Origin of the sequence: Bradyrhizobium lablabi (genome assembly GCF_018131005.1) — a bacterium.
Classification (GTDB): Bacteria; Pseudomonadota; Alphaproteobacteria; order Rhizobiales; family Xanthobacteraceae; genus Bradyrhizobium; species Bradyrhizobium lablabi_D.
In genome coordinates, this window is record NZ_JAFCJK010000003.1 from 274,801 (window position 1) to 296,713 (window position 21,913).

At 64.0% G+C, this 21,913-nt stretch carries 24 protein-coding genes and 1 riboswitch; of the genes, 15 read left to right on the forward strand and 9 right to left on the reverse strand.

Annotated elements, in window-relative coordinates; translation table 11 throughout:
- Positions 1-31 precede the first annotated feature (31 nt).
- The 4 genes from JQ553_RS11190 to JQ553_RS11205 all read left to right on the forward strand — a co-directional run bounded on the left by JQ553_RS11190 (position 32) and on the right by JQ553_RS11205 (position 3,763).
- Complete coding sequence (locus tag JQ553_RS11190; protein ID WP_212500364.1) at positions 32-1,093, forward strand: class I SAM-dependent methyltransferase; 1,062 nt, start codon at positions 32-34, stop codon at positions 1,091-1,093.
- Positions 1,090-1,857 (forward strand): peptidoglycan editing factor PgeF, encoded by a 768-nt coding sequence (gene pgeF / locus JQ553_RS11195; protein WP_212499993.1) that lies wholly within the window; start codon positions 1,090-1,092, stop codon positions 1,855-1,857. Before JQ553_RS11190 ends, pgeF begins: the two co-directional genes overlap by 4 nt.
- A gap of 165 nt (positions 1,858-2,022) precedes the next feature.
- Entirely contained in the window at positions 2,023-2,643 is a 621-nt protein-coding gene (locus JQ553_RS11200; RefSeq protein WP_212499994.1) for a hypothetical protein, read from the forward strand.
- A 166-nt stretch (positions 2,644-2,809) separates the two neighbouring features.
- Positions 2,810-3,763, forward strand: coding sequence for a ribose-phosphate pyrophosphokinase (locus tag JQ553_RS11205; RefSeq protein WP_212499995.1), 954 nt, complete (start codon positions 2,810-2,812; stop codon positions 3,761-3,763).
- A gap of 165 nt (positions 3,764-3,928) precedes the next feature.
- On the opposite strand, the gene JQ553_RS11210 is transcribed toward JQ553_RS11205, so the two are convergent.
- Positions 3,929-4,735, reverse strand: a complete 807-nt coding sequence (locus JQ553_RS11210; protein ID WP_212499996.1) for an SDR family NAD(P)-dependent oxidoreductase — start codon at positions 4,733-4,735, stop codon at positions 3,929-3,931.
- Between the two features lie 201 nt (positions 4,736-4,936).
- A complete protein-coding gene (locus JQ553_RS11215) occupies positions 4,937-5,503 on the reverse strand; it encodes a 6,7-dimethyl-8-ribityllumazine synthase (protein WP_212499997.1) in 567 nt (188 codons plus the stop codon).
- A gap of 77 nt (positions 5,504-5,580) precedes the next feature.
- Positions 5,581-5,731, reverse strand: a riboswitch (FMN riboswitch).
- A gap of 524 nt (positions 5,732-6,255) precedes the next feature.
- Between JQ553_RS11215 and JQ553_RS11220 the strand changes: the two genes are divergently transcribed.
- Both JQ553_RS11220 and proC read left to right on the forward strand, forming a co-directional pair.
- Positions 6,256-6,756 (forward strand): YbjN domain-containing protein, encoded by a 501-nt coding sequence (locus tag JQ553_RS11220; protein ID WP_212499998.1) that lies wholly within the window; start codon positions 6,256-6,258, stop codon positions 6,754-6,756.
- A gap of 189 nt (positions 6,757-6,945) precedes the next feature.
- Positions 6,946-7,776: a pyrroline-5-carboxylate reductase gene (proC, locus tag JQ553_RS11225; protein ID WP_312015124.1), complete on the forward strand. Its 831-nt coding sequence runs from the start codon at positions 6,946-6,948 to the stop codon at positions 7,774-7,776.
- 144 nt (positions 7,777-7,920) lie between these two features.
- Here the strand turns inward: proC and JQ553_RS11230 are convergent, their stop codons facing one another.
- The 4 genes from JQ553_RS11230 to JQ553_RS11245 all read right to left on the reverse strand — a co-directional run bounded on the left by JQ553_RS11230 (position 7,921) and on the right by JQ553_RS11245 (position 11,726).
- Positions 7,921-8,316: a thioesterase family protein gene (locus JQ553_RS11230; protein WP_212500000.1), complete on the reverse strand. Its 396-nt coding sequence runs from the start codon at positions 8,314-8,316 to the stop codon at positions 7,921-7,923.
- A gap of 155 nt (positions 8,317-8,471) precedes the next feature.
- Positions 8,472-8,675 (reverse strand): tautomerase family protein, encoded by a 204-nt coding sequence (locus JQ553_RS11235; protein ID WP_212500001.1) that lies wholly within the window; start codon positions 8,673-8,675, stop codon positions 8,472-8,474.
- A gap of 113 nt (positions 8,676-8,788) precedes the next feature.
- The gene (gene hisS, locus JQ553_RS11240) at positions 8,789-10,381 is read right to left on the reverse strand and encodes a histidine--tRNA ligase (RefSeq protein WP_212500002.1); all 1,593 of its coding nucleotides are present in this window, start codon (positions 10,379-10,381) and stop codon (positions 8,789-8,791) included.
- A 265-nt stretch (positions 10,382-10,646) separates the two neighbouring features.
- Entirely contained in the window at positions 10,647-11,726 is a 1,080-nt protein-coding gene (locus tag JQ553_RS11245; protein WP_212500003.1) for a branched-chain amino acid aminotransferase, read from the reverse strand.
- Here JQ553_RS11245 and JQ553_RS11250 point away from each other — a divergent pair.
- The 4 genes from JQ553_RS11250 to JQ553_RS11265 are packed head-to-tail and all read left to right on the forward strand — an operon-like array spanning position 11,707 to position 14,716.
- On the forward strand, positions 11,707-12,006 hold the full coding sequence (locus JQ553_RS11250; protein WP_212500004.1) for a hypothetical protein: 300 nt from the start codon (positions 11,707-11,709) through the stop codon (positions 12,004-12,006). The two genes, JQ553_RS11245 and JQ553_RS11250, sit on opposite strands and share 20 nt — an antisense overlap.
- Before the next feature lie 38 nt (positions 12,007-12,044).
- Complete coding sequence (locus JQ553_RS11255) at positions 12,045-12,596, forward strand: MarR family winged helix-turn-helix transcriptional regulator (RefSeq protein WP_212500005.1); 552 nt, start codon at positions 12,045-12,047, stop codon at positions 12,594-12,596.
- A 20-nt stretch (positions 12,597-12,616) separates the two neighbouring features.
- Positions 12,617-13,321 (forward strand): response regulator transcription factor, encoded by a 705-nt coding sequence (locus JQ553_RS11260; RefSeq protein ID WP_249144222.1) that lies wholly within the window; start codon positions 12,617-12,619, stop codon positions 13,319-13,321.
- A gap of 9 nt (positions 13,322-13,330) precedes the next feature.
- Complete coding sequence (locus JQ553_RS11265) at positions 13,331-14,716, forward strand: ATP-binding protein (RefSeq protein WP_212500007.1); 1,386 nt, start codon at positions 13,331-13,333, stop codon at positions 14,714-14,716.
- A gap of 32 nt (positions 14,717-14,748) precedes the next feature.
- On the opposite strand, the gene JQ553_RS11270 is transcribed toward JQ553_RS11265, so the two are convergent.
- Both JQ553_RS11270 and JQ553_RS11275 read right to left on the reverse strand, forming a co-directional pair.
- Positions 14,749-15,285, reverse strand: coding sequence for a DUF3617 family protein (locus JQ553_RS11270; protein WP_212500008.1), 537 nt, complete (start codon positions 15,283-15,285; stop codon positions 14,749-14,751).
- A 43-nt stretch (positions 15,286-15,328) separates the two neighbouring features.
- Entirely contained in the window at positions 15,329-15,619 is a 291-nt protein-coding gene (locus JQ553_RS11275; RefSeq protein ID WP_212500009.1) for a hypothetical protein, read from the reverse strand.
- A gap of 166 nt (positions 15,620-15,785) precedes the next feature.
- Between JQ553_RS11275 and JQ553_RS11280 the strand changes: the two genes are divergently transcribed.
- From JQ553_RS11280 to JQ553_RS11295, 4 genes are all read left to right on the forward strand, one after another.
- Entirely contained in the window at positions 15,786-16,250 is a 465-nt protein-coding gene (locus JQ553_RS11280) for a hypothetical protein (RefSeq protein ID WP_212500010.1), read from the forward strand.
- Positions 16,251-16,367: 117 nt separating this feature from the next.
- Entirely contained in the window at positions 16,368-17,057 is a 690-nt protein-coding gene (locus tag JQ553_RS11285) for a ribonuclease T2 family protein (RefSeq protein ID WP_212500011.1), read from the forward strand.
- Between the two features lie 240 nt (positions 17,058-17,297).
- Complete coding sequence (locus JQ553_RS11290) at positions 17,298-18,158, forward strand: 23S rRNA (adenine(2030)-N(6))-methyltransferase RlmJ (RefSeq protein ID WP_212500012.1); 861 nt, start codon at positions 17,298-17,300, stop codon at positions 18,156-18,158.
- A 260-nt stretch (positions 18,159-18,418) separates the two neighbouring features.
- Entirely contained in the window at positions 18,419-18,634 is a 216-nt protein-coding gene (locus JQ553_RS11295; protein WP_066502379.1) for a cold-shock protein, read from the forward strand.
- 307 nt (positions 18,635-18,941) lie between these two features.
- Here the strand turns inward: JQ553_RS11295 and JQ553_RS11300 are convergent, their stop codons facing one another.
- Complete coding sequence (locus JQ553_RS11300; protein ID WP_212500013.1) at positions 18,942-19,565, reverse strand: outer membrane protein; 624 nt, start codon at positions 19,563-19,565, stop codon at positions 18,942-18,944.
- Positions 19,566-19,826: 261 nt separating this feature from the next.
- Between JQ553_RS11300 and uvrC the strand changes: the two genes are divergently transcribed.
- Complete coding sequence (uvrC, locus tag JQ553_RS11305) at positions 19,827-21,905, forward strand: excinuclease ABC subunit UvrC (protein ID WP_212500014.1); 2,079 nt, start codon at positions 19,827-19,829, stop codon at positions 21,903-21,905.
- Positions 21,906-21,913 lie beyond the last annotated feature (8 nt).

The window sequence follows — 21,913 nt, forward strand, 5'->3', positions numbered from 1 at the left end:
GATCAGGAAGCTGATCAGATCGTCCGGACCGATGCCGGTCTGGCGTTACATGGAATTGTGCCTGACGGATCCACAGTACGGCTACTACGTCTCGCGCGACCCACTCGGGCGCGAGGGCGATTTCACCACGGCGCCGGAAGTCAGCCAGATGTTCGGCGAATTGCTCGGGCTGTGGAGCGCGTCGATCTGGAGAGCAATCGAGTCGCCTTCGATACTGCGGCTGGTCGAGCTCGGGCCCGGACGCGGCACCATGATGGCGGATGCGCTGCGTGCGCTGCGTGTGCTGCCGCCGCTCTACCAGTCGCTCAGCATCCATCTCGTCGAGGTCAACCCGGTGCTGCGAGAGAAGCAGCGCGAGACGCTGTCGGGGGCGCCCAACATTGCCTGGCACGAGACGATCGACGACGTGCCCGAAGGGCCGGCGGTCATCCTCGCCAACGAATATTTCGACGTGTTGCCGGTCCACCAGATGGTTCGTCGCGAGACCGGCTGGCACGAACGCACGGTCGGGATGGACGCCAACGGCCGGCTGTATTTTGCCGCCGCGCCCGAGCCGACGCCGCGTTTTGAGGTGCTGCTGCCGCCCCTGGTGCGCGCCGCCCCCTTGGGCGCGGTGTTCGAATGGCGGCCCGACACCGAGATCATGAAGCTCGCCACGCGGGTGCGCGATCAGGACGGTGCGGCGCTGATCGTCGACTACGGCCATCTCCGCAGCGACGTCGGCGACACCTTCCAGGCAATCGCGCGCCACAGCTACTCCGATCCATTGCAGAATCCCGGAGAGGCCGACGTGACCGCCCATGTGGATTTCCAGGCGCTGGCGCGGGCCGCCGAAGACGTCGGCGCGCGGGTCCACGGACCGGTGACGCAGGGCGATTTCCTCAAGCGCCTCGGCGTCGAGGCCCGCGCCGCCGGCCTGATGGCCAAGGCGACGCACGAAGTCTCGGCCGACATCGCCGACGCGCTGAAGCGCCTGACCGACTCCGGCCGCGGCGGCATGGGCTCGATGTTCAAGGCAATGGCAGTCTCCGATCCGCGCATCACCTCGATCGCGGGATTGAGCGACCGGCCTGACGGGTATGAGCAGTCATGACTTTGGGATCACCGCTGCTATCGGCCATTCCGGGCCTGCGCCACGCTTTCTTCTCACGCGAGGGCGGAGTGTCCGAGGGCGTCTATGCCGGCCTCAATGGCGGTCTCGGCTCGAACGACGACCCGGCCAAGGTCGCTGAAAACCGGCGACGCATGGCCGAGCAGCTCGGCGTGCCGCTCGGGCATCTCCTCAGCGTCCATCAGATCCATTCGCCTGACGTCGTGGTCGCCACCGCCCCCTGGGACGGCGGCCCGCGCCCGAAGGCGGACGCGCTGGTGACGGCGACCGAAGGGCTCGCACTCTCGGTGACGGCCGCCGACTGCGGGCCGATCCTGCTCGTCGACCCCAATGCGCGCGTGATCGGTGCGGCACACGCCGGCTGGAAGGGGGCGCTGACCGGCGTGCTGGAATCAACCATCGACGCGATGGAGAAACTCGGCGCCGACCGCGGCGGCATCGTCGCGGCGATCGGCCCGCTGATCCGCCAGGAGTCCTACGAGGTCGGCAGCGAGTTCGTCGAGCGTTTCATCGAGGCCGACGCCGAGAACGGCGTTTTCTTCATTCCCGGCGAGCGCCGTGGCCACGCGATGTTCGATCTCGCCGGCTTCATCCGCATGCGGCTGGAGAACGCCGGCGTATTGATGATCGACGATCTCGGCATCGACACCTATTCCGACGAGCGCTTCTACAGCTACCGCCGTTCCGTGCATCGCAAGGAGGCCGATTACGGCCGTGGTGTTCACGCGATCGCCTTGGAAGGCTGAGCCGGACCTCAGGCTCGATTCCACGGCCCGACGGAAAGTCAGATGATTGCGGGCATCGTGAGCAAAGGAATTCGATCCTGTCCCCGGCCGCGTTGGCCAGATTGGCGCGTGCTGTGCCCTTGCTGCCCTAGACGTTAACCCGTTTTAACGATATCGCAGGGCGCAATGAGGGAAGCGTCAGAAAACCGGTTTCAAACCGGGACAATCGCGCGCGCCGGGATCGCGGCTGCGATGCTGGCGCTCGCCTGCGTGCTCGGCGGCTGTGCCGCCGGCAGTGGCGCGGCGAATAACTCCTACGCGATGGCGGGGGCCGTTGGCGGCAGCACTGTTACCTTCGAGTCGATCGATGGTCCACCGCCCCAGGTGTTCGACCGCATGGTGAGTGTGCTCGACAGCGAGTCCAAGCTGCGCAGTCTCTCGATCGTGTCACGCGAAAGCAGCGCGGCCTATCGCGTCCGCAGCTATCTGTCAGCGCAGGTCGTGCGCGGCCGTACCGTGATCTCGTGGGTGTGGGACGTCTACGACAGCAATCAGCAGCGCGCGCTGCGGCTCTCCGGCGAGGAGCCGGCCGGCAAGGCCGGACGCGACGCATGGGCGGCCGCCGACGATCTGATCCTGCGCAAGATTGCGCAAGCGGGCCTCAGCGGCCTGTCCGGCATGATCAATGGCGGCCCGGCTCAAGCCCCCGCGTCAGCCCCGGCACCGGACCGCAGCGGTCCCGCGGTCGCAAGTAGCCCGACAATTGAGGCGACCGAGACGGTGGCGCTCGGATACTCCGCCAACTAAGCCCCGCGCTATCCCGGATCGTGACCAATTTGATCGGGAAAAATAGGCTGACGGGTTGCCAGCCGAGGTGCCGGCCTGATATTCCCTCGCCCATTGAAAACCCGCCGGTTCTGTAGGACTTGAGATGCTGAACGTCGTATCCAGCAAGGCGCGGGGGGAAGCATCGATGTCGGCAAAGAACGGTTCAATCAAGCTCGTCGCCGGCAACTCCAATCCTGCGCTGGCGCAGGATATCGCCAAGGGGCTCGGCATCGAACTGACCAAAGCCGTGGTGCGGCGGTTCGCCGACATGGAGATCTTCGTCGAGATTCAGGAGAACATCCGCGGATCGGACATGTTCATCCTGCAGTCGACGTCGTATCCGGCGAACGACCACCTGATGGAGCTCTTGATCATCACCGACGCACTGCGCCGTGCTTCCGCGCGCCGCATCACCGCGGTGGTGCCCTATTTCGGCTATGCAAGGCAGGACCGGAAGGCCGGTTCGCGCACGCCGATCTCGGCCAAGCTCGTCGCCAATTTGATCTCGCGCGCCGGCGTCGACCGCGTCATGACGCTCGACCTGCATGCCGGCCAGATCCAGGGCTTCTTCGATATCCCGACCGACAACCTCTTCGCGGCGCCGTTGATGGTGCGCGACATCCGCGAACGTTTCGACCTCGCCAAGGTGATGGTGGTGTCGCCCGACGTCGGCGGCGTGGCGCGTGCGCGCGGGCTTGCCAAGCGCATCAACACCCCACTCGCGATCGTCGACAAGCGCCGCGAGCGCCCCGGTGAATCCGAGGTGATGAACGTGATCGGCGAGGTCGCGGGCTACACCTGCATCCTGGTCGACGACATCGTCGATTCCGGCGGCACGCTGGTGAACGCGGCCGAGGCGCTGATCGCCCACGGCGCCAAGGAAGTCTCGGCCTACATCACCCATGGCGTGCTGTCGGGCGGGGCCGCTGCGCGCATCGCCTCGTCGCGGCTGAAGGAACTTGTCATTACCGACTCGATCCAGCCGACGGAAGCAGTGTCGAAGGCGCCGAACATCCGCACGATCTCGATTGCCGGTCTGATCGCCGAAGCGATCGGCCGCACCGCGGCGGAAGAGTCGGTGTCGAGCCTGTTCGATTAAGTCGACCTGTCCGCGGCGTCGTCCCTGCGCAAGCAGGACCCGTAACCACAGGGCTCCATCGGTGAGTGCAACTGTGGCCACAGCCTTTTGCAACAACAGGCATTGGTGGTTATGGGTCGTCCCGGCTCCAGGCCGGGACGACAGAGAACATGTTGCACCTGTTCTTCAGAACCCCGGCCGCGGGACGTGGCTCATCAGCGTCCGTACATAGCCGCCGTCGACGATGATCTCCTCGCCGTTCACATAGGATGAGCGGTCGCTCGCCAGGAACAGGATCGCATCCGCCATGTCCTGCGGCGCGCCGATCCGGCGCATCGGCACCACGGCGGTGCGCCGCTCGGTGACCCCTGGCGTGTCGTAGAACGCCTGGCTCATCGGCGTGACCACGAGGCCTGGGCTCACGACATTGCTGCGGATGCCGTGCGGACCCCATTCGGCCGCGATTTGCTGCGACAGCATGATGACGCCCGCCTTGCTGACGCTGTAGGCGCCGCTCTGCCCCTGCGCGTTGCTGCCGGCAATCGAGGCGACGTGGACTATGCTGCCGCGGTCACCTCTTCGCATCTGGCGACCGAACGCCTGCGCGCAGATGAAGTAGCCGGTGAGGTTGACCGCGAGCACCGCGTTCCATTCGGCGAGCGAGAGCGTATCGAGCCCGCCGGGGCGCAACACCGCCGCAGTGTTGACGAGAATGCCGCATGGACCGAGTGCGCTTTCGATTTTGCCGGCGGCCGCCGCAACGCTCTCCGCGCTCGTCGTGTCGCAGCCGGCAATCAGATGATTGTCGCCGCATTCGCGGAGCTTTTCGCGCGTGCCTTCAAGCCCGCGCTCGTCACGATCAATCACGGCCACTTTGGCGCCGGCGCGCGCAAGGCTGACAGCCGTGGCGCGGCCGATGCCGCCCCCTCCGCCCGTGACAACAGCAATCCGGCCTGACAGGTCGAGCCAGTCCGAGGAATGTCGATCGTTCATCGTCGCGCCTCCCGTTCTCTTGGTTTATGCCGAGAGCATAGCCGAAAGCACGGCGCACGTGTGCGATCCCGGCGCGCATGCCGGAATCGCTCTCGTGCTGGCCATGACTATTTCGCGCGCAGCGAAAGCCGGTTCGCGTGACGAAAGCACGTCATGAGAATCCAGAGCTTCGGCCCTGATCCAATCAGAACCGAAAAGGCTCTAACCGACGATCCCCGCTGCAACCTGACCGCGCAGGCGTTCCAGGCTCAGCAACGTCTTGGCGCAAGCTTCCGCAACCTCGACGCCTTTGATGGCAAAGTGCCTGCGAAAGAAGTCGTAATGCACCTCGGTCTCGTGGAATTGCTGCGGCGTCAGCACCGCGGAGAACACCGGCACTTCGGTGCGCAATTGCACGTCCATCAGCGCCTTGATCACGGTGTCGGCGACGAACTCGTGTCGGTAGATGCCGCCATCGACCACCAGACCCGCGGCAACGATTGCGGTGTAGCGCCGCGTCTTGGCCAGGATCTGCGCATGCAGAGGGATCTCGAACGAGCCCGGCACCTCGAACACGTCGATATTGGTGATGTGGCGGGCCTCGATCTCCTTCAGAAACGCGATCCTGCATTCCTCCACCACGTCGCGGTGCCACGACGACTGCACGAATGCGACACGCTGGGGCTTTGCGAAGCGCGGATGCTCCACCGCCGGTGGACGATTTGGCGTTTCGGGAGTGACTTCGGGTTGGGAGGTTTGGACGTCTTGGTCTTGCAACATCTGATTCATGGGTTTCCTCTTTCAGGACCAGAATCAGGGCACACGGACAACGACATTGGCCCGCGCGAAAACGCGAAGGCCGCCGCAACCGTTCTCTTTCATCCGGACTGTAACCGTCGGCTTCGGAATTGCACCGAATCTGCTGACCCTTCCTCGACTTCGCGACGAAGGCGCTCGCGGGCTTGGGTTTGCACCCTTACCGCCGGTGGGGATTTCCACCCCGCCCTGAGAACGCGAGCATTTGCTGGCAAAGTGGGAACCGGTTTGCCGTAGAAAATGCTCGAACTATTTAAGCGACGCGTATCCTGATCGCAAAACCGGCACCCACTTTTGCGGAATACGCGCTGGCCCGCCCGGGATGGGCGCACCTGACGGCAAATATGACCAAACGGCGACAGCCGGGCAAGGACCTTTGGCATGGCGAAATGTCATGGTGCCATGAGCGGCAAACGAATCTCCCGTGGCGCCACTGCCGCAGAGTCGACAAAAAGTTAACAATCCGTTTCGCTGCCAATTCCGATTCCGATTTGTTCTCAAATTCATAGGTGTGGCGCGATGAACTGTGGACGAGCCACGCTTTGGCTGTGGACGGACTCGGCGTGCGGTTGCGCAGATTCCGCAAATCACATCACTTCATCCGCGTCAGGTCCAGGGCATCCGGAAGCCCGATGAGGAACTGCACTCGGCCACGACGCAGTCTGTCGCGCGTGCCGGCTTCCGTGTGCGTATCAACAGTTCATAAGAACAAGGGCCGAGACGGCATGTCCCTCCTCGAAAGCATCATCGACTCCCGGAACAACCCGCTTGCGGTGGTCGAGGATATCGCCACCGACAACAACTGGGCGTTCGAGCGTTCAGGCGATGACGAAGTGACGATCGTCTCCAAGGGCGACTGGATCGATTATCAGCTCTCCTTCACGTGGATGGGCGAGATCGAGGCGCTGCATCTCGCCTGCGCCTTCGACATGAAGATTCCGCAGGCGCGCCGCGCCGAAGTGCAGCGGCTCGTTGCCGCGATCAACGAACAATTGTGGGTCGGCCATTTCGACCTGTGGACTCACACCGGCATGATCATGCACCGCCAGGCGCTGGTGCTCCCCGGCGGCCTTTCCGCGTCTGCCGCGCAGTGCGAGAGCATGGTGGTCAACGCGATCCACGCTTGCGAGCGCTATTATCCCGCGTTCCAATTCGTGGTTTGGGCCGGCAAGTCGGCGGCAGAGGCGATGAGCGCCGCAATGTTTGATACCGAGGGCGAGGCGTAAGAGCAATTCGCTCCGGCGGCTCAACGACCCCACTGCCGTCCGGCGGAGGCCTGGACCCTTTTTCGCGGCGTCATGGTTCTCGCAAGCTGCTTGTGGCCCCCTCCCCACTTCACTAAAACCGCCTGTGGTTACGGGTCCGGCCCCCTGCGCAATTGCGCACCTGGCCGGACGACAGTGGCGGTGACACCGGTGAACACATCCAGCGACACACTGACGAACACGAGCGGCACCATCGCGCTGGCGGGCGCGGGCAAGATGGGCGGCGCCATGCTGACCGGCTGGCTTGCGCAGGGACTTGCGCCCGAACGCGTCGTCGTGATCGAGCCGCATCCCTCCGCCGAGATCACGGCACTTGCCGCCCAGGGCGTCCGCCTCAATGCCTTGGCGAAAGAGAGCGGAGCGGTCGATACACTTGTCGTCGCGGTGAAGCCGCAATCGTTCCGCGAGGCGGGTGCGGCGCTGAAGGAGTTTGTCGGACCATCGACGCTCGTGGTCTCGATCATGGCCGGCACGACGATATCAGCGCTCGAAGAGGTCTGCGGCGGCATGGTGGTGCGCGCGATGCCGAACACGCCGGCGGCGATCGGCCGCGGCATCACGGTCGCAGTGCCGGCGAAGACAGTCAGCGCCGCGCAACGCGCCACCGCGGATGCACTGCTGCGCGCGACCGGCCTCGTCGAATGGGTCGACGACGAAAGCCTGATGGACGCGGTGACCGCGGTCTCCGGCTCCGGCCCCGCCTATGTGTTCCTGCTCGCCGAGGAGCTCGCCCGCGCCGGCGTCGCGGCTGGCCTCCCCGAGGCGCTCGCCACGACGCTCGCGCGCGCGACGGTCGCAGGCTCGGGCGAATTGCTGCATCGGTCGGACCAGCCGTCCGCGAGCTTGCGTCAGAACGTGACCTCGCCAGGCGGGACGACGGCCGCGGCACTGGAAGTGCTGATGGCAAAGGACGGGCTGCAGCCGCTGATGATCCGCGCGATCGCCGCGGCGACCAAGCGATCGAAGGAGTTGGCGAAGTAGCCGGCTCTTGCCCATCCCGTCAGCCTGAGGTGCTCGCGGAGCGAGCCTCGAAGGGTGCACGGCCTGTGGCCCATCCTTCGAGGCGCGCGAGGGCGCACCTCGGGATAACGGTGGAGCAAGCGGCAAGGTCAAGTCAGCAATCGGCTACACGGCGCCGAGGCGCTTGTTGAAGCGCTCGACATTGATCAAGCCGCGGGCGTGGCGGCCTTCGCCGAGCTTGCGCGTGCCTTCATAGGCCGCGACCTCGAAGCGGATGATACGGCGCTCGACCGCGATCACCCTTGCCGTGGTCCGCACAGTGGCGCCGACGAGGGCTGCGGCGAGATGACGGATGTCGACCTCGGTCCCGACCGTAACCCAGCCCGGCTGCAACGCGCCGCGAATGGCATCGCCCGACGCTATCTCCATTTCCAGGATCATCATCGGCGTCGCATACACCATCGGCATGCCGTGCACGAAATGCCCGACCGTGCGCTCCGCCGGCACGACGAGCATCCGCTCGGCGCTCATGCCGACCTTGATGGCGTCGCGTGCGTCCATGGTGCCTCGGAAAGACTCTCGTCCCGCCTTGAGCCGGGACCCACAACCACTGAAGCCGGTTCTGCGAAAGCTGGAGTCCCGGCGAGCGCTAACAACCGAGATTGGTGGCTATGGGTCCCTGCATCCGCAGTGCATCCGCAGGGACGACGGAACAACTACTTGGTTTGCGCCGCCTTGCGCTCGACGAAGGTCTTGCCGCCCTTCATCTTGTGATGCAGCGGCGCCTCGTTGATCTGGATTACGACGGCTTCGGCGTCGACGCCGAGGTTTTTCACCAGCGCCTGGGTGATGTCGCGCATCATGCCGACCTTCTGCTCCTCGGTGCGGCCGGCGGCCATGCTGATGGTGATCTCGGGCATCTTGCTCTCCCTCTGCTGTCGCAACCCGGCTTGTCCCGGTCCTCGCGTTCGTCGTCATCAAACAAGACGCGGATATCAGGCACAAGGCCGGCTGTGGCGTCAGAAGCGAATGGCTATCCCCACTTAACGTCATGACGCGCCAGCACCTCGCGCACCTTGGCGACGAGTTCGGCTTCGGCGCAGGAGAACTGCGCGGGACGCGTCTCGCGCCACTCCTGGTTCGACGCGATCGCGGCTGCCGCCTTCGCGCCCTCGATCAGGTCCTTGATCTGCACCTCGCCGCGCGCCCTTTCATCGGACCCCTGGATGATCACGCAAGGCGAGTTGCGGCGATCGGCATATTTGAGCTGGTTGCCCATGTTCCTGGGATTGCCGAGATAGAGCTCGGCGCGGATGTTCGCGTTGCGCAATTGCGCGACCACCTTCTGGTAGTCGGGGATGCGATCGCGATCGAACACGGTGACGACCACGGGGCCGAATTCGGGGCGCGTGTCGAGCTTGCCGAGCATCGTGAGCGCGGCCTGCAGGCGCGACACGCCGATCGAAAATCCTGTCGCCGGCACCGGCTCGCCGCGGAAACGCGAGACGAGCCCATCGTAACGGCCCCCGCCGCCGACCGAGCCGAAGCGCACGGGGCGTCCCTTCTCGTCCTTGGTGTCGAGCAGGAGTTCGACCTCGTAGACCGGGCCGGTGTAATATTCGAGGCCGCGGACAACAGAGGGATCGATGATGACCTGGCTGTGATAGCCTGCCGCATCGACGAGGCGCGCGATCTCCACCAACTCATCCAGACCTTCGAGCGCGTTTTTTGAATCGTGGAAGGTGTCGCGCAGCGCGTCCGCGATCCGCCGCGCGACGTCGTATTCGTTTTCCTTGTGGTCTGGATCGCCGGCGAGCCTTTGCTGCACGCTGGCATCGCCAGCATAGGCCAGCAGCGGTCCCCGCACGCTGGCGCGCGCGTTCACAAAAGTTTCGATCTTGGCGATCTCCGCCGGCTCGAGGCCGGCGCCCTTGGTGAAGTCCCCGCTCTCATCCTTGCGGCCAGGGCCAAGCAGCTCGCGCACACCCTGCTCGCCGAGCCGGTCAAGCTTGTCGATCGCGCGAAGCACCGTGAGCCTTCGACCGGCATTCTCGTCGCCGCCGATTCCGATGCTCTCCATCACGCCATCAAGCACCTTGCGGTTGTTGACCTTCACCACGTACGAGCCGCGAGGGATGCCAAGCTCCTCCATCGTGTCCGCCGCCATCATGCACATCTCGGCATCCGCCGCTGGCGAGCCAGAGCCGACGGTGTCAGCATCGAATTGCATGAACTGACGGAATCGGCCGGGGCCGGGCTTCTCGTTGCGGAATACATAGCCGAAGCGATAGGAGCGATAGGGCTTTGGCAACGAATCGAAGTTTTCGGCGACATAACGCGCGAGCGGCGCGGTGAGGTCGTAGCGCAGCGAGATCCACTGCTCGTCGTCATCCTGGAACGAGAACACGCCTTCGTTGGGACGGTCCTGGTCGGGCAGAAACTTGCCGAGCGCATCGGTGTACTCCATCGCCGGCGTCTCCACCGGCTCGAAGCCGTAGCGCTCATAGACCTCGCGGATCTTCTCGACCATCTGGCGCGTGGCTGCGATCGCGGCAGGACCACGGTCCTCCAGCCCGCGCGGCAGACGCGCCTTCAATTTTTGCGTTTTTTTGGGTTTATCGGCCATGGGCGCCCAAGTTTGTCAGTCATGCTGACTGTCAACATAACGCCGGGTTACCAGTCGAGGCCGCGCCGGGCAAGGCTGGGCTTCCCTTAACCTCGCCCCGCTCTTCGCGGGGAGAGGTCAAAATTCGCGCCAGCGAATTTCGGGTGAGGGGACTCTCCGCGTGCTCGAGTCTCTCGAATTTGTGTTGACGGCCCCTCACCCCACCCTCTCCCCGCAAAGAGCGGGGCGAGGGAGGAGAGAGCGCGCTGTATGCCGCGCCCGCCGGTCAAAACACCTTTCTGATCCAGTTGTGCGGGTCGTTCGTCCGACCGTACTGGATGTCGACCAACTGCTTGCGCAGTCCCATGGCGACGGGCCCGGCCGCACCGCCACTGATTTGAAAATCGCCGTTCGCCGAACACACCTTGCCGATCGGCGAGATGACGGCCGCTGTGCCGCAGGCAAAAGCCTCCTTCAGCCTTCCGCTGGCGGCATCGCTGCGCCACTGGTCGATCGTATAGGGCTCCTCGCGCACGCGGGTGCCGGAATCCTTTGCAAGCTCGATGATCGAATCGCGGGTGATGCCCGGTAAGATCGTGCCCAGCGGCGGCGTCAGCAGCGAGCCGTCGTCGAAGACGAAGAAGACATTCATGCCGCCGAGTTCCTCGACGTAGCGGCGCTCGACCGCATCCAGGAAAACGACCTGATCGCAGCCGTGCTCGATCGCCTCGGCCTGCGCGCGCAGGCTCGCGGCGTAATTGCCGCCGCATTTGACGGCGCCGGTGCCGCCGATCGCGGCGCGCGTATAGTTCTCCGACACCCAGATCGACACTGGCGCAGGTCCGCCCTTGAAGTACGAGCCGACCGGCGAGGCGATGACGGCGAAGATGTATTCCGATGACGGTTTTACGCCGAGGAAGACCTCGCTCGCGATCATGAAGGGCCGCAGGTAGAGACTGCCCTCGCCGCCTGGAATCCAGGCGCGATCGATGCGGACGAGTTGCTCGACCCCGTCGATGAACACGGGTTCCGGCAGCGGCGCCATGGCCATGCGCTCCGCCGAATTCCGGAAGCGCCGTGCGTTGGCGTCGGGGCGGAACAGATTCACGCCGCCGTCGTCGCGCTTGTAGGCCTTGAGTCCCTCGAAAATCTCCTGTGCGTAGTGCAGGACGGCTCCGGCAGGGTCGAGCGGGAAATTCGCGCGGGTTTCGACGCGCGCCCCATGCCAACCACTCGCCTGATTGTAGCGGACGATCGCCATGTGATCGGTGAAGATCCGGCCGAAGCCCGGGTCCACGAGCCTTGCCGCACGCTCCTTCTCTTGAGTCGGATGCGCCGCAGGCTGGATGTCGAATTTCAAATTCATTCCCTTGCTTTCCGCTGTCGAAGGCCGGCGCAATTCCAGCACCGGCCTGTTTTCTTCCGACCTGCTGCCGGACCTCACCACTACCAGCCTGGCGGCCGGTTTCCGTTACCAACATGCCGTTGAGGACATGCTTTTGCGGAATGCTGAAGTCCAGTATGTTTGGCGATATGCCGCTCGACAATCGCACGGTAGTCCAAATTGCGGCGCAAACCGCCGTCACGAGCATCATCAGGCCGTTTCAGACGCTGTCTCAGGCATACGACTTAATGTTTCGTCGTGACAGTCAGTTTTGTAACATTGAACCCAAGATACGTCAATATGACTGACATAAATTTCTCGAACATGGCTGCCAAGCCCGATTCGCAGGGAAGCGACCATCCGTCTCCCACCACCGGCGGGCGCGAATTGCGCTGGGATGTCATCGAACTCCTGTTCTTCGCCTACCGGGATTTTGTCGGCGACGCCGACCATGAATTGGAAGCCTTCGGTTTCGGGCGCGCCCACCACCGGGTGATCCACTTCGTCACCCGCTATCCCGGGCTGAAGGTCGCCGACCTGCTCGACGTGCTGCGAATCACCAAACAGTCGCTCGGGCGTGTGCTGAAACAGCTGCTCGACGAAGGCTACATCGTGCAGAAGACCGGTAACAACGATCGCCGGCAGCGCCTGCTCTACGCCACGCCCAAGGGCGAGGCGCTGGTGGCGAAGCTTGCAGGACTGCAAACTGACCGCATCAACCGCGCGGTAGCCGACATCGATCCGGCCGGCGTCGAGACCGTGCGCCAGTTCTTGCGCGCCATGATCGACCGCGACGATCCCGACAAGGTGCTCGAGACAATCTTCGGCGGCGGCAGAAAGACGAGGGAGTGACCGTGGCGCAGGTTGCAACCATGGTGCGACCGCCGCTCCAGCCGGCCGACGATGCACCGCATCTGCTCCTGGTCGACGACGATCGCCGCATCCGCGACCTGTTGTCGCGCTTTCTCTCCAGCGAGGGTTATCGCGTCACGACGGCGATGAGCGCCAGCGACGCCCGCAGCAAGCTGCAGGGGCTGCATTTCGATCTCCTCATCCTCGACGTGATGATGCCCGGCGAGAACGGCTTCGATCTCGCCCGCTTCATCCGCACCTCCTCCTCGGTGCCGATCATCATGCTGACGGCACGCCATGAGGCGGAGGCCCGCATCGAGGGCCTGCAGATCGGCGCCGACGATTACGTCGCAAAGCCGTTCGAGCCGCGCGAGCTGGTCCTGCGCATCGGCAACATCCTCAAGCGCACCGCTCCGCCGCAGGTCACGGCCGTCGAGCAGATCGCATTCGGTCCCTACATCTTCCATCTCGAACGCAGCGAGCTGCGCCAGGGCGAGGAGATCGTCCACCTCACCGACCGTGAGCGCGAGATGCTGCGCATCCTCGCGAGCACCCCCGGCGAGACCGTGCCACGGGCAGCACTGACCAGCGGCGGCACCGTCAACGAGCGCGCCGTCGACGTGCAGATCAACCGGCTGCGGCGCAAGATCGAGCGCGATCCCGCCAATCCGTTGTTCCTGCAGGCCGTGCGCGGCATCGGCTATCGGCTGGTAGCCGCGCCTTAAGTCGCCGTCATGAGCACGCTTGACACCGGCCTGACCCTGATCCGCAACGCCTCGCGCCGCGTCTCGCGAGCGAATGGCCGGATGGGCAACGCGTTCAAGGGCTGGATGCCGACCGGCCTCTATGCTCGCGCGCTTCTGATCATGATCGTGCCGATGGTCATTCTGCAGACTGTGGTCGCCTTCGTGTTCATGGAGCGGCACTGGAACACGGTGACGCGGCGCCTCTCGGCCGCGGTGGTTCAGGACATCGCCGCGCTGATCGACGTCTACAAGAGCTACCCGCAGGACAAGGACCGCGCGCAGCTCCGCCGCATCGGCCAGCGGCTGCAGCTCGTGGTCGACTTCCTCCCCATGGGCGACATGCCGCCGCCCGGTCCGAAACCGTTCTTCTCTCTGCTCGACCAGGCGCTGTCGGTGCAGCTCGGCCGCCAGATCAACCGTCCGTTCTGGATCGACACCGTCGGCAAATCCAATCTGGTCGAGATCCGAGTGCAGCTCGATGACGCCGTGATGCGGATCTTCGCCCAGCGCAGCGCTGCCTACGCCTCCAATTCGGAGATCTTCATCTTCTGGATGCTCGGCACCTCGACGATCCTTCTGATCGTCGCCGTACTGTTCCTGCGCAACCAGATCAAGCCGATCCTGAGACTCGCCGACGCCGCGGAGAGCTTCGGCAAGGGCCGTGAGGCGCCCAACTTCCGGCCGCGCGGCGCCCGCGAGGTGCGGCGGGCGGCGCAGGCGTTTTTGGAGATGAAGGCGCGCGTCGAGCGCTCGATCGAGCAGCGCACCGCGATGCTCGCTGGCGTCTCGCATGACCTGCGCACCATCCTGACCCGCTTCAAGCTCGAGCTGGCCCTGCTTGGCGAAGGTCCCGAGATCGACGCGATGCGCAAGGACGTCGACGAGATGTCGATGATGCTGGAGGACTATCTCGCCTTCGCGCGTGGTGATTCCGGTGAAATCGCGCAGCCGACCGACATGGCGAAGGCGCTGGAGGAATTGAGCAACGACGCCGAACGTCACGGCCATACCCCCACGGTGACGTTCCACGGCCTGCCCGTCGTCACCGTAAAGCCGGCCTCGTTCAAGCGCTGTCTCGCCAATCTCGTCTCCAACGCAGCGCGCCACGCCAACTCGATCTCCATCACCGGTCATCGCGACCACCGTTATCTCACCGTGACCGTCGACGACGACGGGCCGGGCATTCCGGTCGAGATGCGCGAGGAAGTTTTCAAGCCCTTCCTTCGGCTCGATGATGCACGCAATCAAGATGAGGGCGGCACGGGGCTCGGGCTTGCGATCGCCCGCGACATCGCCCGCTCGCATGGCGGCGACATCACGCTCGGCGATAGTCCGATGGGTGGCTTGCGGGCGGCGGTACGAGTGCCGGTGTGACTCTCCCTCTCTCCGCTCGTGCGGGAGGAAGCCTACTTCTGCAGCTTGGGGATCAATCCCTTCAGCTTTTCCATGTCCTTGACGTTCATCTTCATGCCGCCGGACATGATGATGTCGCCGGGCTTCTGGTCGCTCTTGCAGGCGCCGAGCCACTTCGCCTCGATGGTCGTTGTGGTGTCGCGCCGCGCGCCGGACGCGCCGCCCTCGGAATGCGAGGTGGTCTTGACCGTATAGGCGGAGTTGAAGTCGCCGGTGATCTCGGCATGCGAGGTCACCGTGACGCCGGCCGCGCCGCAGACACTGTCGCTGACATAGCCGGTCGCAGTCTTCTGGATGTCCTGCTTGGAACAGACTTCCTTCGCCATCGGCGAGGCCGCCGTGCTCATCTCCTTGTCGGTGGTCTCGTCGGTGCAATGCTGCATGGTCATTTCCGGCATCGACGAGCCGGTCCTGACCATCTTCATCTCCCATAGGCCCGCCTTGCGGAGCGGAAGGTCGACCGCGCCGGCGGCGGTGGCCGACAGCAGTAGGCAAGCAGCCGAACCAAGCAACGCAAGCTGCCGCGTCATGCGAGGGCTCCCGGCTAATCTGTCGTAGGCGTCGAAAGTACTGTCAGTAGAGCGTCTGCAGCGGCCGTTGGGCTGCGCCGTAGGGCACCCAGCGGCAGGCGAATGAGAGGTAACCGCCCGGATAGAGCTGAACCGCCAGGAATTTCACCACCTTGCCATAGGCGGCGCAATGATCGACGGCGAGCTGGCGCGCATCGGTCTGGGTCGCCAGCGAGTAGGCGATGATGCCTCCGGTGTCATTGCCTTTGAACGGCGGCACCCAATCGGCCCGCGCCGGCGCAACGGACAGTATTCCGCAGACGGCAACCAGGCACGCAGCCAATTTCCTTCGCATCGCAGACTCCATTTCGCCTAGACTAAACATAAAGGGCGTCGACGGCCGTGAAAAGCGTGAGCCGGCGGCTGGAAGTGGAGTTCTTTGCAGGTGTTGCCGCGCTGCACTTGACCTTGCCGGGGCTTCGCGGCACCGTCTGGCGCATTCGACTATCGGGTGGATTCCCATGCGCAAGCTGTTCATTTTCCCCAGGACGCTCGGCCTCGGTGCCGCAGTCGTGCTCGGCCTGCTGGCATTCGGGGAGACCGCCCAGGCCGCCAATCCGTTCGAACTGAATTTCTGGCTGTCGGGTCCGCGCTATGACGGCCTGGTGGCCGAGTGCGAGAAGGCGTTGCCGACCATCACCTCGCAGTTCCAGGAGAAGGAAAGCGGCTTCTGGAATTCTCCGCTGGTCATCACCGGCTATAGTCGGATCCATGAGATCGCATTCCGTCCCTGGCAGTCGGACAATATTCCGCGGCGTTATTGCGTGGCCGAGGCGATGCTGAGCGACGGCAAGGCGCGCTCGGTGCATTACTCGATCCTCGAGGACGGCGGCTTCTCCGGTTTCGGCCAGGGGGTCGAGTGGTGCGTCACAGGTCTCGACCGCAACTGGGCCTACAACCCATCATGCAGAGCCGCGCGGCCCTGACCTTCTGCTGAAGCGAGCGACGCCTCACGGCTCACCCTATTTTGGGCCGACGCGTTTTGTTCTTGAAATGTTCCGGTTCCCTGCTAGGCTTGGCGAGGTCGAGTAAGGGAGCGTTTAATGCCGCGATTGGTCACCATTTCCCGATATTTGATGTCGATTGCCGCCTTGGTCCTGCTTGGCGCAGGCGGGGCGTCGGCACAGGACCGGCGGCAGAACACGCCGGGCGAGTTCGACTTCTATGTGCTGTCGTTGTCCTGGTCGCCTTCCTTTTGCGAGACAGCGAGCGAACGCGGCAATAACGGCCGCGGCACGCAGGTCCAGTGTGGCGGGCGGCCGTACGCCTTCGTGGTGCACGGCCTGTGGCCACAATATGAACGCGGCTTCCCGGAATATTGCCAACGGCCCTCGCCGCGGCTGGACCGCAACATCGTGTCCTCGATGCTGGACCTGATGCCGGCTCGGGGGTTGATCTTCAACGAATGGGACAAGCACGGCACCTGCTCCGGTCTGGGTGCGCGGGCCTATTTCGAGAGCATTCGCAGAGCCCGCGCCGCGGTCAAAATCCCCGAGGAATTCCTGCAATTGTCGGAGCCGAAGACGATCGCGCCTGAGGAGCTGGAGAATGCCTTCATCAAGGCCAATCCGGGGTTGAGCAATTCGGCGATATCGGTGACCTGCGACAGCAGACGTCTCAGCGAGGTGCGGATCTGTCTCAGCAAGGACCTGCAATTCCGCTCCTGCGAGGAGATCGACCGTCGCGCCTGCCGCCGCGAACAGGTGCTGATGCCGCCGATTCGCGGCGGCTAGAGCATGATCCGGAAAAGTGCGTTGCAGTTTTCCCTCGCGACAAACGCGTAGCGTTTGCGCGGAGATCACGCTCAAGCAAGGACATGAGATCATGATGCGATTCGATCTAATCGCATGATGATCCAGGAGCCGCTTTCCTTCATTGCAAAGACGTGTCGGTGCGAAGACCGCGCCCCCTCATCCCAACGAGCCATGCCGGAGACGTCGCTGCGCGCGCAATGACGTGGTAACTGCTATCTCATGAATTATCGTCACGCCTTTCACGCCGGCGGTTTCGCCGACGTCATCAAGCATATCGTGCTCGTGCGCATGCTCACCTATCTGCAGGAGAAGCAGGCGCCGTTTCGCGTCATCGACACCCATGCCGGCGCCGGGCTCTACGACTTGACATCGAGCGAGGCGCAGCGCGGCGGCGAATGGCTGACCGGCATTGCACGGCTGATGCAGGCGCGCTTCTCAGACAAAGCGCTGCCGCTGGTCACGTCCTATCTCGACATTATCAGAGCGTTCAATCCCGGCGGCGGCCTCAGGGCCTATCCCGGCTCGCCGTTGATCGCGCGCGCTCTCCTGCGGCCGCAGGATCGGCTTACCGCCTGCGAGGTCGAGCCAGCCGCACGCAAGCACTTGATCGATGCGCTGCGTCGCGACGCGCAGGCGCGCGTCGTCGATCTTGACGGATGGACCGCGTTGCCGGCCTTCGTGCCGCCGAACGAGCGACGTGGCCTCGTGCTGATCGATCCGCCGTTCGAGGCCAAGGACGAGTTCGAGCGTCTGGCCGACGGTTTTGCGAGCGCATTCGAAAAATGGCCAACCGGCGCTTACCTGATGTGGTACCCCGTAAAATCACGGCGTACCACCGACGAGTTAGCCCGCAAGGTTGTTGCTGGGGCTGCGAACAGCAAACCGCCCGGCAAGTGCTTGCGTTTGGAATTCAGTGTCGCCCCACAGGAAGCGGGCGGCGGGCTCGTTTCCACCGGGCTTTTGATCGTCAATCCGCCATGGAAGCTGGCAGGCGAGTTGAAGATCGTCCTGCCCGAACTCGAGAAGCCGCTCGGCCAGGGTGGCGCCGCAAGGTTCAGACTCGAGATGCCGAAGCGGTAAGCGTACCTCCCACTGAAAAGTGCGATTGAGGCGTAGGCAAGCCGCGCGGAACCGTATTATGCTCATCCTGTGATGACTGGCTTTACGTTCCGCTTCCGCGAATGGTTGCGGCGGAGTGACAAGGCCGAAATAAGATCCAGGCAGACCGGTGGCGTGAGCATCGGCCTGCTCAGGTGGCCAAGCTTCCGACAAGCGAATGTCGGTCAACTGCTACGCGGCGTGCGCGCAGCAGTGGAGCAATGCGGGGGAGGAGTTTCCCGATGGCCATGACTGGGACGGTCAAATTCTTTAACGGAGAGCGGGGCTATGGCTTCATCAAGCCCGATGACGGCGGTCGCGATGTGTTCGTTCACATCACGGCCGTCGAACGGGCGGGATTGAAGGATTTGACTGAAGGACAGCGCATTACATTCGAGGTCGAACCGGACAAGAAGGGCAAAGGCCCCAAGGCGGTCAACCTGGTGGTTTCGTCGTGAGTGCCTGAGCCTGAATCGTGATGCGATTGGTTTGGACCGCATCATGAGATCGGACTCGGGGTAAGCGCGGAATGACGTTTTGCGTGTGAGTTGATTGCCGGGCGCGACGACGGCGCGTGCTCGCTGTGGATTGCCTGCATGATGTGGCCGCTGCTCTGGCGGACTCCACACGGTGGTGATTGCGCGACTTGCGGACCGTGGACTTTGCGACAGGCATTCCGGGCGGACGTCAGCGCATGCTCCATCGGAGAAAAAATCCCGGCCGCGGGGTCGCGACCGGGAGTCGGTGGTCGACGTTTTCTCGTTCTTAGAAGTGATAGTTGACGCCGGCGCGGATCAGGCTGAACGCGTAGCCGTTCGGTGCTCCCGTGACCACGAAGTTGCTGTTGGCGATATCGACGTAGAGGTATTCGATTTTGGCGCTCCAGTTCGGGGCAAAGCCCATTTCGGCGCCGCCGCCGACCGTCCACCCCGCATTGGTGTGCGATTCCGACAGGCCGAAGGTCTCGCCGCGCAGCTCGCCGAATGCGAGACCACCGGTCGCGTAGAACAGGACATTGTTGAAGGCATAGCCGGCGCGGCCGCGCACGGTGCCGAACCAGGGGTTGGAAAACTTCCACGGCGCGAAAGTGTCGTCGGCAGCCGTTGCCTGGATGTCGCCCTCGATGCCGAACACCCACGGCCCGTTCTGGAAATTGTATCCGACCTGGACCCCGCCGGCGAAACCGGACGGCTTGGTCGGATTGTTGTCGACCGACCCCCAAGTGTAGCCAACATTCCCGCCGAGATACGGACCGGCCCAGCTATAGGCATTGAGCGGCTGGTAGACGGTGTAGGGCGCTTGCGAGCCATAATTGACGTCGGCCGAAGCCGCCGACGTGGTCCAGGCTCCGACGATCAAGCCCAGCACACGCAAAACCAACCGGGTCATCGGTACGCTCCACCACGCAACTGCCGCGACCCGCCGGCGAAAGGCCGGCATGGTTACGGATATCCACTTTTTTCGTTGGGATTTATCGAGAGTTTTAAGTTAAGGGCCTGTTAAGGCGGGTTACCGCCCGCCCATCAATCTTAACAATGCGTTGCGCTGCCTGGCGTGCGTTCCGTGTTCTGTAACCCCCTGCAATTGGGGCAGATTTCCCTGTGGCGGTGGTTCTGGCGCCGGCGCGCCCCAGCGCTTAATTTAGGCCACATGGTTCACGATTCTCGAAGCCAACCGACGCCGCCGGCCCGAAAGGCACGGAGCGGTCCGAACTCCGTCGCCCCACAGGACGACCTCGTGCTCGATACGGGCGACGTTGATCCTGAGACCTCTGCGGCCGACGAGGACGACGAGGCCCGCCTGCCCGACGTCCCGGACGACGCCGGCGAGGCGATTGCCGAGGGCCCGCTCGCGGTCGGGCACGCTGCGATCGAGAACGCGGTCCGCCTCGCGCCCACCTCGCCTGGCGTCTACAGGATGCTCAACAGCGCTAACGACGTGCTCTATGTCGGCAAGGCAAAGAACATCCGTAAACGGCTGTCGTCTTATGCGCGCGTGAATGCGCCACAGCCGGCCCGTATCCTGCGCATGATCGCGGCGACCACCAGCGTCGAGATCGTTTCGACCGCGACCGAAACCGAGGCGTTGCTGCTGGAAGCCAATCTGATCAAGCAACTCCGGCCGCGCTTCAACGTTCAATTGCGCGATGACAAGTCGTTTCCTTACATCCTTATCACCGGCGACCATTGGGCGCCTCAGATCCTCAAGCATCGCGGCGCGCAAACCCGGCCTGGCCGATACTTCGGACCGTTCGCCTCCGCGGGCGCCGTCAACCGCACCATTACGGCGCTGCAGCGCGCGTTCCTGATCCGCTCCTGCACCGACGGCTTCTTCGAAAGCCGCACGCGACCCTGCCTGCTCTACCAGATCAAACGTTGCGCGGGCCCCTGCACACGCGAAATCGATTTCACGGGCTATACCGAACTGGTGCGCGAGGCGACCGAATTCCTCTCCGGCCGCAGCCACGCCGTGAAGGAACTGCTCGCCGCCGAGATGGAGAAGGCGTCAGGCGAACTCGAGTTCGAGACCGCTGCGCTCTACCGCGACCGCCTCGCAGCGCTGTCGGCGATCCAGTCGCAGCAGGGCATCAACCCGCGCACAGTGGAAGAGGCCGACGTGTTCGCGATCCACCAGGAAGGCGGCTACTCCTGCGTCGAGGTCTTCTTCTTCCGCACCGGCCAGAACTGGGGCAACCGCGCCTATTTCCCGCGCGCGGAGAAGACGTTCACCCCCGAGGAAGTGCTGTCCTCGTTCCTCGCGCAATTCTACGACGACAAGCCGCCGCCGAAGCTGATCCTGCTCTCGCATGAGATCGAGGAGAGCGGGCTGCTCGCCGACGCGCTGTCGGTCAAGGCGGGACGCAAGGTAGAGGTGTCCGCACCCAGGCGCGGAGAGAAGAAGGAGCTGATCAGCCACGCGCTCACTAACGCGCGCGAAGCGCTTGGCCGCAGGCTTGCCGATACCGCGACCCAAGGCCGGTTGCTCGAGGGGATGGTCACGACCCTCGGCCTGCCGCACACGCCGAAGCGTATCGAAGTCTACGACAACAGCCACATCCAGGGCACCAATGCGGTTGGCGCGATGATCGTGGCGGGCCCGGACGGCTTCGTAAAGAACCAGTACCGCAAGTTCAACATCAAGTCCGAAGGGCTGACGCCCGGCGACGATTACGCGATGATGCGCGAGGTGTTGGAGCGGCGCTTCAAGCGGCTCTTGAAGTCCGCCGAGGGCGACGACGCCGCCAGGATCAAGGCGGACGACGATTCGTTCCCGCAATGGCCCGATCTCGTGATCATCGACGGCGGCCGCGGGCAACTGAATGCCGCGCGGGAGATCTTCGAGGTCCTCGGCCTGACCCAGGTCACGCTGATGGCGGTTGCCAAAGGGCCGGATCGCGACGCCGGCCGCGAAACGCTGTTCATGCCGGACCGCGAGGCCATCAAACTCGAGCCGCGCGATCCCGTGCTCTATTTCATCCAGCGGCTGCGCGACGAGGCGCATCGTTTCGTGATCGGCTCGCACCGCAAGCTGCGCAAAAAGGACATCCGCGAGGCCGGACTGCAGGAAATTCCGGGCATCGGCCCCTCACGCAAGCGGGCCTTGCTGCGCCATTTCGGAACGCTGAAGGAGATCGAGCGGGCCTCGATTGCCGATCTCGGCAAGGTTCCCGGCGTGAGCGCCGAGAGTGCCCGAAAGATTTTCGAGTTTTTCCACGCCCAGCCGGGTTAAAGGGAGGC

Excerpts from the sequence above, each read along its gene's own strand:
- JQ553_RS11190 (WP_212500364.1), top strand. The coding sequence starts at position 32 with ATGCCGGTCTGGCGTTACATGGAATTGTGCCTGACGGATCCACAGTAC.
- pgeF (WP_212499993.1), top strand. The coding sequence starts at position 1,090 with ATGACTTTGGGATCACCGCTGCTATCGGCCATTCCGGGCCTGCGCCAC.
- JQ553_RS11200 (WP_212499994.1), top strand. The coding sequence starts at position 2,023 with ATGAGGGAAGCGTCAGAAAACCGGTTTCAAACCGGGACAATCGCGCGC.
- JQ553_RS11205 (WP_212499995.1), top strand. The coding sequence starts at position 2,810 with ATGTCGGCAAAGAACGGTTCAATCAAGCTCGTCGCCGGCAACTCCAAT.
- JQ553_RS11210 (WP_212499996.1), bottom strand. The coding sequence starts at position 4,735 with ATGAACGATCGACATTCCTCGGACTGGCTCGACCTGTCAGGCCGGATT.
- JQ553_RS11215 (WP_212499997.1), bottom strand. The coding sequence starts at position 5,503 with ATGAATCAGATGTTGCAAGACCAAGACGTCCAAACCTCCCAACCCGAA.
- JQ553_RS11220 (WP_212499998.1), top strand. The coding sequence starts at position 6,256 with ATGTCCCTCCTCGAAAGCATCATCGACTCCCGGAACAACCCGCTTGCG.
- JQ553_RS11230 (WP_212500000.1), bottom strand. The coding sequence starts at position 8,316 with ATGGACGCACGCGACGCCATCAAGGTCGGCATGAGCGCCGAGCGGATG.
- JQ553_RS11235 (WP_212500001.1), bottom strand. The coding sequence starts at position 8,675 with ATGCCCGAGATCACCATCAGCATGGCCGCCGGCCGCACCGAGGAGCAG.
- hisS (WP_212500002.1), bottom strand. The coding sequence starts at position 10,381 with ATGGCCGATAAACCCAAAAAAACGCAAAAATTGAAGGCGCGTCTGCCG.
- JQ553_RS11250 (WP_212500004.1), top strand. The coding sequence starts at position 11,707 with ATGTCGAATTTCAAATTCATTCCCTTGCTTTCCGCTGTCGAAGGCCGG.
- JQ553_RS11245 (WP_212500003.1), bottom strand. The coding sequence starts at position 11,726 with ATGAATTTGAAATTCGACATCCAGCCTGCGGCGCATCCGACTCAAGAG.
- JQ553_RS11255 (WP_212500005.1), top strand. The coding sequence starts at position 12,045 with ATGACTGACATAAATTTCTCGAACATGGCTGCCAAGCCCGATTCGCAG.
- JQ553_RS11260 (WP_249144222.1), top strand. The coding sequence starts at position 12,617 with ATGGTGCGACCGCCGCTCCAGCCGGCCGACGATGCACCGCATCTGCTC.
- JQ553_RS11265 (WP_212500007.1), top strand. The coding sequence starts at position 13,331 with ATGAGCACGCTTGACACCGGCCTGACCCTGATCCGCAACGCCTCGCGC.
- JQ553_RS11270 (WP_212500008.1), bottom strand. The coding sequence starts at position 15,285 with ATGACGCGGCAGCTTGCGTTGCTTGGTTCGGCTGCTTGCCTACTGCTG.
- JQ553_RS11275 (WP_212500009.1), bottom strand. The coding sequence starts at position 15,619 with ATGCGAAGGAAATTGGCTGCGTGCCTGGTTGCCGTCTGCGGAATACTG.
- JQ553_RS11280 (WP_212500010.1), top strand. The coding sequence starts at position 15,786 with ATGCGCAAGCTGTTCATTTTCCCCAGGACGCTCGGCCTCGGTGCCGCA.
- JQ553_RS11285 (WP_212500011.1), top strand. The coding sequence starts at position 16,368 with ATGCCGCGATTGGTCACCATTTCCCGATATTTGATGTCGATTGCCGCC.
- JQ553_RS11290 (WP_212500012.1), top strand. The coding sequence starts at position 17,298 with ATGAATTATCGTCACGCCTTTCACGCCGGCGGTTTCGCCGACGTCATC.
- JQ553_RS11295 (WP_066502379.1), top strand. The coding sequence starts at position 18,419 with ATGGCCATGACTGGGACGGTCAAATTCTTTAACGGAGAGCGGGGCTAT.
- JQ553_RS11300 (WP_212500013.1), bottom strand. The coding sequence starts at position 19,565 with ATGACCCGGTTGGTTTTGCGTGTGCTGGGCTTGATCGTCGGAGCCTGG.
- uvrC (WP_212500014.1), top strand. The coding sequence starts at position 19,827 with ATGGTTCACGATTCTCGAAGCCAACCGACGCCGCCGGCCCGAAAGGCA.